At 62.2% G+C, this 11,820-nt stretch carries 10 protein-coding genes and 1 pseudogene; 2 read left to right on the forward strand and 9 right to left on the reverse strand.

What is annotated here, in order from left to right:
• Positions 1 to 108: 108 nt before the first annotated feature.
• Positions 109 to 798 (reverse strand): GntR family transcriptional regulator, encoded by a 690-nt coding sequence (locus HUW52_RS18555; protein ID WP_175554507.1) that lies wholly within the window; start codon positions 796 to 798, stop codon positions 109 to 111.
• A 103-nt stretch (positions 799 to 901) separates the two neighbouring features.
• Between HUW52_RS18555 and HUW52_RS18560 the strand changes: the two are divergent.
• Positions 902 to 1,156: pseudogene (locus HUW52_RS18560) on the forward strand (flavin reductase family protein); the annotation flags it as partial.
• Between the two features lie 137 nt (positions 1,157 to 1,293).
• Here the strand turns inward: HUW52_RS18560 and HUW52_RS18565 are convergent.
• The 8 genes from HUW52_RS18565 to HUW52_RS18600 form a co-directional block, all read right to left on the reverse strand.
• Positions 1,294 to 1,953, reverse strand: a complete 660-nt coding sequence (locus HUW52_RS18565) for a DUF799 domain-containing protein (protein ID WP_175554508.1) — start codon at positions 1,951 to 1,953, stop codon at positions 1,294 to 1,296.
• Positions 1,950 to 2,318 carry a DUF4810 domain-containing protein gene (locus HUW52_RS18570; protein ID WP_016985314.1) on the reverse strand — a complete coding sequence of 123 codons (369 nt, stop codon included), beginning with the start codon at positions 2,316 to 2,318 and terminating at the stop codon, positions 1,950 to 1,952. The genes HUW52_RS18565 and HUW52_RS18570 overlap by 4 nt, the downstream gene beginning before the upstream one ends.
• A gap of 28 nt (positions 2,319 to 2,346) precedes the next feature.
• Positions 2,347 to 3,033, reverse strand: a complete 687-nt coding sequence (locus HUW52_RS18575; protein WP_175555707.1) for a CsgG/HfaB family protein — start codon at positions 3,031 to 3,033, stop codon at positions 2,347 to 2,349.
• A 181-nt stretch (positions 3,034 to 3,214) separates the two neighbouring features.
• Complete coding sequence (locus tag HUW52_RS18580) at positions 3,215 to 6,313, reverse strand: error-prone DNA polymerase (protein WP_218586338.1); 3,099 nt, start codon at positions 6,311 to 6,313, stop codon at positions 3,215 to 3,217.
• Positions 6,289 to 7,704 (reverse strand): DNA polymerase Y family protein, encoded by a 1,416-nt coding sequence (locus HUW52_RS18585; protein WP_175554510.1) that lies wholly within the window; start codon positions 7,702 to 7,704, stop codon positions 6,289 to 6,291. The genes HUW52_RS18580 and HUW52_RS18585 overlap by 25 nt, the downstream gene beginning before the upstream one ends.
• Positions 7,705 to 7,711: 7 nt before the next feature.
• A complete protein-coding gene (gene imuA, locus HUW52_RS18590; protein WP_095121011.1) occupies positions 7,712 to 8,329 on the reverse strand; it encodes a translesion DNA synthesis-associated protein ImuA in 618 nt (205 codons plus the stop codon).
• Positions 8,329 to 8,946: a transcriptional repressor LexA gene (lexA, locus tag HUW52_RS18595; RefSeq protein ID WP_175554511.1), complete on the reverse strand. Its 618-nt coding sequence runs from the start codon at positions 8,944 to 8,946 to the stop codon at positions 8,329 to 8,331. Before lexA ends, imuA begins: the two co-directional genes overlap by 1 nt.
• 38 nt (positions 8,947 to 8,984) lie before the next feature.
• A complete protein-coding gene (locus HUW52_RS18600) occupies positions 8,985 to 9,902 on the reverse strand; it encodes a LysR family transcriptional regulator (RefSeq protein WP_175554512.1) in 918 nt (305 codons plus the stop codon).
• A 103-nt stretch (positions 9,903 to 10,005) separates the two neighbouring features.
• Here HUW52_RS18600 and HUW52_RS18605 point away from each other — a divergent pair, with 103 nt between their 5' ends.
• Positions 10,006 to 11,748 (forward strand): amidohydrolase, encoded by a 1,743-nt coding sequence (locus tag HUW52_RS18605; RefSeq protein ID WP_175554513.1) that lies wholly within the window; start codon positions 10,006 to 10,008, stop codon positions 11,746 to 11,748.
• Positions 11,749 to 11,820: the final 72 nt, after the last annotated feature.

Here is an 11,820-nt window from a genome sequence, read left to right on the forward strand (position 1 = left end):
TTGCCCGATAAATCGCGACGCCAGAACGACGCAATGCCCGTCTGTTTCGAGCGCCTCCAGTCGTATTGGTTTCATATGATATATAGCCGATTTCATCGCTGTCCGGGGCTAGACCCCGATCAGGTGCTTGAGCGGATGGTAGCCAGTTTTCATTTTGGCGGCGACGTCGAGAATGGCCTTCTCGATGCCGTTGAGATGGGTGCAGGTCAGTTCGATGGCGGCGCTCTGATTGCCGGCTTCGATGTACTCGATCAGTCGCAGGTGTTCGTCATCGCGGCAGACTTCGTGGCTGTCGTCGTCCAGTGCCGCGGCATACAGCGAAGCGCGGGATATCAACTTCTGGAACCAGTCGAGCAGCACCGGGTTGTTGAGGCTGCGCGCCAGTTTGATGTGGAACTCGCCGAGCAGATGAATCAGCCGTTCATGGTCGCCTGCGGCGTGCGCTTGATCTTCCAGCAGCAGGTGTTCGCGCAGATCCTGCATCGCTGCCGTGTCCTTGCGCCGGCACAGTTCGGTGACGATGCCGATCTCGATCAGCCGGCGGGTTTCGAACAGCGAACGGATCTCTTCATTGCTCGGCAACGACACCGATGCCCCCTTATTGGGCTCGGTGGTGACCAGGCCATCGGCCTCCAATTGCTTCAATGCAGCACGCACCGACGTGCGGCTGACATTGAATAACTCGGCCAGCGAGGCCTCGCCCAGCTTCATCCCCGGGCGCAACGAACGCTTGCTGATCGCCTCGTAAACCCCTTGGTAGACGCGGTCGACCGTGGTTTCCGGTTTCTTCTCGGTCATTCGAACCCTCCTTTAGCGTCAGGCAACCAGCCCTTGGCGATGCCTGGCCATGGAAACGCAGATTAATCCGGGCCTTTGCAAATTGCATTCATATATTGCATACCGGCGGATGATGGCGCTGAACATCGGTCAGTCGCAGGAGATCATTTTTGGCGAGGTGTTGATGGCGCATGTGCGCGATGATCTGATCGATCCGAGGACGCTGTACATCGATCAATTGGGCCTGGATGCGATCGGACGCATGGGTGGCCATGGTTACGCACGAACCCGCGATTACTTCGATTTGCCGACCCGCTCGTTGCAAGCGTGGACGGAAGCGCCGGGCGGTGGCGAGCGGTTTTGGCCTGCTGCCAAATAACCCAACAGAGAAATGCATTCCCCTGTAGGAGTGAGCCTGCTCGCGATAGCGGTGTGTCAGGTGTCGATGTGGTGTCTGACACACCGCTATCGCGAGCAGGCTCACTCCTACAGTGGTTTTCTGCCGCAGCTGATAATTCAGTCTGTGCCGTACTTCGGCGAGCGTGGGCCGTACAGCAGGCCTGCGCGATGCCCGGCCGAGAGCAGACGATTGCTCGCCACACCGGCAATCGGGTAGCCGGCATCGGTGGAGCTGTTGATGACCTGCTTCACAGCGGCTGTGATCAGCATGCCGATCAGACCGCCACCGCCGTTGTTGCCGCCCTCTTCGCTCGACGCCCGCGCCGAACCGGTCCACAGCGTGGTGCCGCTTTTCAGGTCGACCAGTTTCGCCGTCGCGGTCACTGCGGTTTCACTGCTGATCACCATGTAACGCGTGCCGTATTCGGTCACCGTGATGTACAGCGCGGCGTCCGCACCGAAGATTTCCTTCAGTTTGTTCGGCGGTGCCTGATGGATATCGTCCGGCGTGGTCAGGCCGTTCTGGCGGAACGTCTCGTCAACCAGCGTGATCGGCAGTACGTAATAACCGGCCTCGGCCAGCGGGAACGTCACCTGCGACAACAGGCTGTACGACGCCTTCACGTCCGGCGAGGTGTTCAGCGGTGGCAGCACCAGAATGGTCTTCGGCCGCGCTTGTTTGTAGGCCGAGTAGTCCACGGTTTTGGGGGCGACGCAGCCACCCAGTACGGTCAGGGCCAGACCGGCGGCCAGCAGTTTCAAGGTGCGCGCGATCATTTCGCGTCTCCGGTCTTGGCGTTTTTAAGCAGAAAATCCATGTACGTGCCGGACTCGGGGAACAGGGTTTTCTCGGTTCTGAACTGCTGCACCATCTGGTCGTCCTTGCCCATGCTCAGATAGAGCAGGCCAAGGTGGGCGTGGTAACCCGGCGGTACGGCCCTGCCGGTGGAGCGGATTTTCTGCAGGTCACGTTCCAGCGCTTCGGCCTGGGCTTCTTTGGGCTCTTCGCCTTTGAAGTATTCGTAGACCTGGGGTTCGTAGCCTTCCCACTGATACAGGGTTTTCGGGCTGCTGCAACCGGTCAGCAAGGCGCTGGCGGCCAGCGTCAGCGCCATTAACGAGCGCGACAAAGTCAGATTCATGGGTGTTGCTCCTTGCAATGGGCGTCGATCAGTTGCCCGGTTTCCAGGCACCGGCGTTCATGCCATCGACCAGACGATTGATCGCCTCGCGCATGGCCAGATCCAGTACTTTGCCGTTGAGGGTGGAGTCGTAGGCAGCGGTGCCGCCGAAGCCGATGATTTCGCGATTGGACAAGGCGTATTCGCCGGCGCCCTGGGTCGAATACACCACTTCGGAGGTGCTGATATTGACGATGTTCAAGTTGACTTTGGCGTAGGCGACCTGGGTCTTGCCACGGCCGAGAATGCCGAACAACTGGTGGTCGCCGGTCTCTTTGCGGCCGAACTCGGTGACGTCACCGGTGACCACGTAATCAGCACCTTTCAGACGCTGGGCCTGGCCCTTGATCGCCGCTTCCTGCTGGATTTCGCCCATGTTGTCGCGATCCAGTACGGAGAAACGGTTGGTCTGCTGCAAGTGCGTGATGAGGATGGTCTTGGCCTGACCGCCGAGACGGTCGACGCCGTCGGAGAAGATCCCGCGCATGTAGCTGGAGCGGTTGTCGAACTTGCCCACGGCCATTGGCACGCGAACGCCGGTCCAGACTTGTGTGGCGCTTTCTACCTTGGTCACCGGCAGCGCGCGGGAGCTTTCGGTGGCGCAACCGGCGAGTGTGCCGGCAATCGTGCCGAGCACAGCAATCGCGACGCCTGAAACCAGCATCCGGGAGATCATTCTCACTGAATATTCCTTTTGAAAAACGGGGATGTCCCGACGCGGCAATGCGCGGCGGGAGCTGAAAAGGGGCGGCATTATGACAAAGTGCCATCATTCGTGACAGGTTTTTTTGACGCCAGTGAATTGGCTTTCTTGAGTACACACAAAACCCTACCGGGGTTTTGTGTTTGGCCTGGGATCAGTGGAAATCGCGGCTCTGCACGCGGATACCATTGAGCAACGGGCTGAGGTCGCTCAAGCGGCCGGCGATCAGGTGGCGCACTTCGCCTTCGCGCTCCCAGCGGCCATCCACCTTGAGCAACTGCGAACCGACCAGCACTTGCCGCTGACGCTCGGCCAGATCGCGCCAGACCACCACGTTGACGTTGCCGAACTCGTCTTCCAGGGTCACGAAGGTCACACCGCTGGCGGTGCCCGGTCGTTGCCGCCCCGTCACCAGCCCGGCGACGCTCACCGGTCGGCCGTGTTCGACGTCGAGCAATTCCTGAGAACTGCGACAGCGCCGCGCCTTGAGTTCACCGCGCAACAGCGCCAGCGGATGCGGCCCCAACGTCGTGCCGACGGTGCTGTAATCGGCATGCAGATCCTCGCCAACGCTGGGTTTGGGAAGCACCACCTCGGCCTCCTCCTGACTCGGCAACCCGGCAAACAGACCCAGCTGTTTCTGCACCCCGGCGACTTCCCAGCGCGCCCGATGCCGATGCCCGGCCAAGCCGCGCAACGCCCCGGAATCAGCGAGCAACGCCTGCGCCCGACTGTCGAGCGCCGCCCGCTCGCCCAGATCGGCGACATCGGCAAACGCCCCGCCCGCCCGCGCCGCTTCGATGCGCCGGGCATCGTCCTCGCGAAAGCCCTTGATCATCCGCAGGCCCATGCGAATCGCCGGTTGCGCCGCTGTGGTGGTTTCCAGGCTGCAATCCCAATCACTGGCGCGCACGTCGACCGGACGGATCTGCAACTGATGCCGGCGTGCGTCCTGGAGAATCTGGTCCGGGCTGTAGAAGCCCATCGGCCAGCTATTGATCAGCGCACAGGCGAACGCCGCCGGTTCGTGGCACTTGAGCCAGCAACTGGCGTAGGTCAGCAAGGCAAAACTGGCAGCGTGGGATTCGGGAAAACCGTAGCTGCCGAAGCCTTTGATCTGCTCGAAAATCTGCGCGGCGAACTCCGGTGTGTAGCCGTTCTTCTTCATCCCGGCGGCGAGGCGTTCCTTGTGCGGCTCCAAGCCACCGTGGCGTTTCCACGCGGCCATCGAGCGGCGCAACTGATCGGCCTCGCCGGGGCTGTAGTCGGCGGCGACGATGGCGATCTGCATGACCTGTTCCTGAAACAGCGGCACGCCGAGGGTGCGTTTGAGCACCACTTCCAGCTCCGGCGACGGATAGGTTTCCTCTTCTTCTTTATTGCGGCGGCGCAGGTACGGATGGACCATCCCGCCCTGAATCGGCCCCGGGCGGACGATGGCCACTTCGATCACCAGATCGTAGAACTTCGCCGGTTTCAGGCGTGGCAGCATCGACATCTGTGCGCGGGATTCGATCTGAAACACGCCGATGGTGTCGGCGCGGCTGATCATCTCGTAGGTCGGTTTGTCTTCAGGCGGAATCGTCGCCAGACTCAAGTCCAGATTACGGTGACGTCGCAGCAAGTCGAAGCAGCGGCGGATTGCACTGAGCATGCCGAGAGCAAGGATATCCACCTTGAGCAGGCCGACCGCGTCGAGGTCGTCCTTGTCCCACTGGATGATCGTGCGCTCGGCCATCGCCGCGTTCTCCACCGGCACCAGCGTGTCCAGCGGCTGTTCGGAAATCACGAAGCCGCCGGGGTGTTGCGACAGGTGCCGGGGGAAGCCGATCAGTTGCCCGGTCAGGCTCAACACCCGGCGCAACACCGGGCTGTCGGGGTCGAAACCACCTTCCAGCAGACGCGCGACCGGCGGGGTTTCATCGCTCCAGTGGCCGCAGCAATCGGCCAATGCATTGATCTGATCCGGCGGCAGACCCAAGGCCTTGGCCACATCACGTACCGCGCCGGCGGCGTGGTAGGTGCTGACCACTGCGGTCAGTGCTGCGCGACGGCGGCCATAGCGACGGAACACGTATTGCAGGACTTCTTCACGGCGTTCGTGTTCGAAGTCGACGTCGATATCCGGCGGTTCGTTGCGTTCCTTGGACATGAAGCGTTCGAACAGCAGCGTGGTGCGGTCCGGGTCGATCTCGGTGATACCCAGGGCAAAACACACCGCCGAGTTGGCTGCCGAACCACGGCCCTGACAGAGGATTTTTTGCTCACGGGCAAAGCGCACCACGTCGTGCACGGTGAGAAAGTAGCTTTCGTAGCCGAGTTCGGCGATCAGCTTCAGCTCTTTATTGATCTGCCTCAGCACCTTGAAGGGCGCGCCTTTTTTCCAGCGCCAGGCGATGCCTTCCTTGGTCAGTTGCCTTAGCCATGAACTGGCGCTGTGTCCCTCGGGAACCAGCTCTTTCGGGTATTGATAACGCAACTCGCCCAGATCGAAGGTGCAGCGCCGGGCCAGCTTCACCGACTCGTCGAGCAAGGCCTGCGGATACAACTCGCGCAATACCTCGACGCTGCGCAAATGCCGCTCGCCATTGGGGTGCAAACGCAGCCCGGCTTCGGCCACCGGGACGTGATGGCGGATAGCGGTCATGGTGTCCTGCAAGGCGCGCCGGCCACGGGCGTGCATGTGCACATCGCCGCTGGCCACGGCCGGAATCTGCAACTCGGCGGCCAGACTCAGCAATGCCGCCAGCCGCTGCTGATCGTCCTGGCCACGATGCAATTGCACCGCCAGCCACAGGCGTTCGCCGAAGGTCTGCCGCAGCCAACGGCCCTCGTCCACCTGATCAAGCGAGTCCGGCACCCACAACACCAGCAATCCCGGCAGTGCTTCGTCGAAGTCCTCGCGCAACACCTGATACTGGCCTTTCTGCATACGCCGTCGGGCACGGGTGATCAAACCGCACAAGGCCTGATAACCCGCCAGGTTCTCCACCAGCAACAGCAGTTTCGGGCCGTTTTCGATGCGCACTTCACTGCCAATGATCAGCGGTAGCTCAACTGATTTTGCCGCTTGCCAGGCCCGAACGATCCCGGCCAGCGTGCATTCATCGGTGATCGCCAGCGCCTGATAGCCGTGCTTTTTCGCGCGCTGGAACAGTTCCAGCGCACTGGAGGCACCGCGCTGGAAACTGAAGTTCGACAGACAGTGCAGTTCGGCATAACCGTCGTTCATGCAAACCAGCCCTGCAGCCACAACGGACCGCCCTCACCCACCGCGCGATAAGCCCAACCCTGCTGACCGGCGCGGTTCTGGATCAGATAGTAATCGCGGCGTACATCGTCACCGTCCCACCAGCCGGACTCGATACGCTCCGGGCCCATGAGAATCCGCGCCGAACCCTCCGCCACGCTTTGCGGCTCGCCGAGCAGCCAGCCCGGACGGTGCACACTCGGCAAGCCTGCGCAGCGTTGTTTGTCGACGCCGTGCTGCCACGCGCACTCCGGCCGATGATCGGCCTGAAAGCGCAGCCCCTGCACGGCGTCATCGCCCAAGCGTGCGCGCAGGCGTTCGCGCAATTGCTCCCAAGGCAAGGTCTGCTGCGGACGGTCGTCGAACAGCTCCTGAAACTGCGGGACGAAACTCGGCAGATCCTCGGCGCGCAGGCGAAAGCCACGCACGGGCGCCTCGACCTGCACTTGCTCCAGGCGCCCGCGCGCCAGTTCGAAGAGCATCGCCGGATCACGTTCGGCGCTGAGCAAACCGACTTTGATCACGCTGTCCGGCAGCCCGGCGTGTTCCAGATGCAGGTCGAAACGCTGTACGCCGCTGTCACGTCCGCAGAGGAACGCCGACAGATCGCCGGTCAAACGGCGTAACGGGAACAGCAATGCCTGATGAGATTGCACGTCGAAATTCAGTTCGATACGCACATCGAAACGATCCGGCGGCAGGTAGAACGCCAGCGCCAAGGGTCGCGCACCAAACAAGGTGTCGAGATGCTTGAGCATCTGCGCCTCGAAACGCCGCGCCAGTGCCTGACGCGGCAGGCTCTGCACCTGAGTAAGATTGCGCAGGCCCATGCGCGACAACGCCGTGGCCACCGCCGGTTCCAGGCCGACGCGGTCGACGGGCAACTGGCCGAGGTGATGCTGCAAGGCCTCGCCGTCCGGCACTACCAGCCCGTCGTAAGCATTGGCCAGCACCCGCGCCGCCACCGGATTCGGTGCGGCAACGATGCGATGGCGGAAGCCCAGGTCGGTCAGTTCCTGGCGCAGTCGTGCTTCGAACTGCGCCCACGAACCGAACAGACCCAGGCTGGATTCGATCTCGAACACCACGGTGCGCGGGTAATGCACGCTGACCTGCGAACTGAAGCGGTAAGCCCACGCAGCGAGAAACTGCTGCCAGTGCTCGACCTCGGCCGCCTCGTAATCCGCCGTGGCAAAACCTTTGCTCATCGCTTGGGCGGCGGTCATCGACTGGCCAGCGCGCAAACCGAGTTTGCGCGCCGCCGGGTTGACCGCTTGCAGCACCCGGCGCTGGGCCGGCCCGCTGAGCAGCACTAATGGCTCATCGGGATCGGGACGTTGACGCAGCACGGCGTCGAGGGCCAATTGCGGAAACAGAATACACACCCAGCGCATGGCGACCTCAATGCCCCACGGCAAAGGCAATCGGTGCCGCACGCGCCAAACCGCCACGGCACTTGAGCACGCGCAACTGCGCAGGTTTGGCGTCGATGGCAATGCGTAACGCCGCCGGTGACGGGTTGACCGCTTCGCTCAAGGGGCGCCAGGCAAACGCCAGGGTCTGGCCGGTTTCCGCCGCCACCTGCAAACGCCGCAACGCGCGGTCATCGGCCTTGTGCGGCCAGCACAGCACCGCGCCGCAACTGCCGGAACGCAAACACTGTTCGGCCGCCCACAAGGCATCGCGCTCGCTGGCCTGAATCACCGACAACTGGCGCAGATCGACCCCGGCGTTTTCCCACGCCTGCGGGTACGGCACGAACGGCGGCGCCACCAGCACGATGCGCTCGCCCGCCGCCGACAACCGCGCCAGCGTTGGCCAGACCAGTTGCAGCTCGCCGACACCCGGGCCGGCCAAAAGGATTTCACTCAGCGCCGCTTCCGGCCAGCCACCGCTGGGCAATGCTGCGTCCAGCGCGGCGTGCCCGGTCGGTTGCGGACTGGCAGCGGGTGGCGCAGGCCGACCCTTCCAGACCTGGCCGCCATTGAACAGCGTATCCAACGCAACGACGGCGCCCATCAGCCTTGCCTCACCAGACCGCAGAACACCCCTTCGATGGCCAGATCCTGATCGTCGCGCACGACAATCGGCTGGTACGCCGGGTTGCGCGGCAACAGGCGCACTTCATCGCCGAACCGTTCGAAGCGTTTGATGGTGACTTCACCGTCGAGCCGCGCCACGACGATCTGGCCGTTGAGTGCCTCGGGATTGCGTCGCACGCCGACCAGATCGCCGTCGAGAATGCCGTCCTCGATCATCGAATCGCCCTGCACCCGCAGCATGTAATCGGGTGTGCGCGAGAACAGCACCGGATCGAGCAGCAAGCGGCTATGAATGTCGGCATCGGCGCCAATCGGCGCACCGGCAGCGACGCGGCCGAGCACAGGGATATCGAGCAGTTCCGGACGCGGCGGCTGCCCGAGCAGGCGAATGCCCCGGGCCTGATGCGGATTGACTTCGATAAAACCGGCTTCAGTGAGCGCGAGCACGTGCTTGCGCGCCACGCTGCGCGAGGCAAAACCAAAAGCCTCGCTGATTTCAGCGAGGCTTGGGGGCTGACCGTGTTCGGCGATTCGATCGCGGATAAACGTCAGGATGGCGGTACGGCGGGGAGTCAGGTTCGTCATGGAGTACATTTGTACTCCTGTAGGATTTTCCTGACAAGCGCCGCCAGTCAGTTCAAACCGCGTTCGGCGAGAAATGCGGCGATGTAATCAATGAAGGCGACAACCTTGGCCGTGGCCCGCCGATGGCTCGGATACACCGCCAGAATGTGCGGACCAAAGGTGTCCGGGTCGATTTCATAGTCAGCCATGACCCGCACCAGTCGCCCGTCGGCGATGTACGGCGCGGCGCTCCACAGCGGCGTGTGCAGCAAACCGCGCCCGGCCAGGGCACTGGCCAGCAACAAGTCATAATTGTCGCTGCGCAATCGCGGCGCCGTCGGTTGCGTCAGGCTCAAGCGCTGCCCGTCGCGCTCGGCCCACCAGAATTCGCGGCTGAGCAACGGATGCTGATAGAGCAGCCATTCATGCTGCTCAAGCGTCTGCGGATTGACCGGCAAGCCTTTGCGCGCCAGATATTCCGGGCTACCGCACAACGCCAGACGATTGCTGCCGACCACCCGCGCAATCAGCCCTGGCAAATCATCGTGACCCTCACGCAACGCCAGGTCGTAACCACTTTCCAGCAGATTGACGAACGCATCGCACAGATCCACTTGCAGGCTGATCTGCGGATATTGCTGCAAAAAGCCGTCACACACCTCATCGAGAAACGCCCGCCCATACGCCAGCGGCGCAGTGATTTTCAGGCTGCCGCGCAAGCCGTGCTGCAACTGCTCGATTTCCTCGCCGGCCTCGTCCAGCCGCTGCAACACCAGCCGCGCGGTTTCCAGGTACACCCGGCCGATTTCGGTGAGCAAAATCCGCCGCGTGCTGCGCTCGAACAGCCGTGCGCCCAGCTCCGATTCCAGGTGATTGACCGCTTTGGTCAGCGCCGACGGGGTCTTGCCCAACTGCTCGGCGGCGCGGCTGAAACTGCCGAGCTGCGCGGTGACCACGAACATTTTCAATGCACCCAACTTGTCCATGCTTTTTCCATTCAGGCAAAAACGTTTTTCGTGAGGGAGGCGTTCTGTCAGCCGCTACCAGCCACTAATCTCGCCATCAGACGCAATAACAAGGAAATCTTCAATGAAAAGATTCATCCCGAGTCTGTTGGTAGCCGCTGTAAGTTTTGCCTCGATGGAAGCCATGGCAGCACCTGATCTGATCCTGCTCAACGGCAAGATTTTTACCGCTGACCGTGCGCAACCCAAGGTTCAGGCCCTGGCCGTGGAGAACGGCAAAGTGCTGAAAGTCGGCACCGACGCACAGATCAAAGCCTTGATCGAACCCGGCACAAAAGTCATCGACCTCAAGGGCAAAGCGTTGATGCCCGGCCTGATCGACAGCCATTCCCACGCGATTTTCGGCGGACTGGAAATGGTCTCGGCGAACATGGAAGACGAAGTCGTCGCCCTCGACGAGCTGCAAAAACGCCTGCGCGACTGGCGCGAAAACGGCAAAGCGAAACACGGTGATGTGCTGAGCATCGCCGGCATGAGTTCGGCTTACTGGGCGCAAGCCGAAGCACTCGGCAAAACCTTCAACAGCGGCGAATGGGCCAATGTGCCGGTGGTGTTCATCGGCAGCGACCACCACACCGCGTGGGCCAACAACGTCATGCTCAAACGCGCAGGTATCGACGCTGCGCTGCTGAAAACCCTGCCCGACGCAGAAAAAGACACCATCGGCAAACTGGCCAACGGTGAGGCGAACGGCTTTGTGGTCGACGCCGGTTGGGACCGGGTCGCCTCGAAAATGCCGGTGCCAAGCCCTGCCGACATGTTGAACGCGGCGAAATCTGCGGTGCGCTACAACAACAGCCTCGGTATCACCGCGTGGATGGACCCGGCCGCCAACGCCGCACCGGGTGAAGCGGTGTTCGCGCTCAAACCGACCGAGAAAACCGTCGGCGTGCTGCCGGCCTATAAAGCGCTGTCGCAAAGCGGCGACATGAGCGTGCACGTCGCGGCGCTGCTGGTGGCCAACCCGAAAAGCGTGCCCGCCGACCTCGATACGCTGGACAAGGTGCGCCAGCAATTTCAAGGCATCCCCAACCTGACCCTACCCGGGATCAAGATCTTCGCCGACGGCGTGATCGAGTTCCCGGCGCAAAGCGCGGCGATGATCGACCCCTACAGCAACTCGCACAAACAGGGCGAACTGCTGATCGATCCGCAGCATTTCGGTGATCTGGTCAGCGCCATCGACCAGCGCGGCTGGCTGGTGCACATCCATGCGATCGGCGACCGCGCGGTGCGTGAATCGCTGAACGGCATCGCCCAGGCGCGCAAGGATCGGCAGAGCGGCGTGACCCACTCGATCACTCACCTGCAAATGGTCAACCCGAAAGAGTTCGCCCGTTTCAAGCCGCTCAACGTGATCGCCTCGATGCAACTGCTGTGGGCCAGCGCCGACGATTACACCACTGACATGATCAAGCCCTACGTCAGCGCCCTCGCCTTCCGCTACCAGTACCCGGCGCATTCGCTGCTGAAACAAGGCGCGACGATTGCCGGCGCGAGTGACTGGCCGGTGTCGACGCCGAATCCGTTCAACGCCATGGCGCAGGCGATCACCCGCGTTGGCCCGTTGGGCGTGCTCAATGCCGATGAGCGTCTGGACCGCGACACGATGTTTTATGCCTACACCATCAACGCCGCACGGACGATTGGCCTGGAGAAACAGATCGGCTCGCTGACGCCGGGCAAACAGGCTGACTTTATCGTCCTCGACCGCGACGTGTTCAGCGTCGACAACAAAGCCCTGCATGACACCCAGGTTCTGCAGACCTGGTTCGGCGGCCGTCAGGTCTATACCGCCGCAAAATAACAACAACCATCCCACCCTGTGGGAGCGAGCTTGCTCGCGAAGAGGCCAGTCCATTCAACATCTTCACTGACT

It is taken from the genome of Pseudomonas sp. 43A, assembly GCF_013363935.1.
Classification (GTDB): Bacteria; Pseudomonadota; Gammaproteobacteria; order Pseudomonadales; family Pseudomonadaceae; genus Aquipseudomonas; species Aquipseudomonas crudilactis.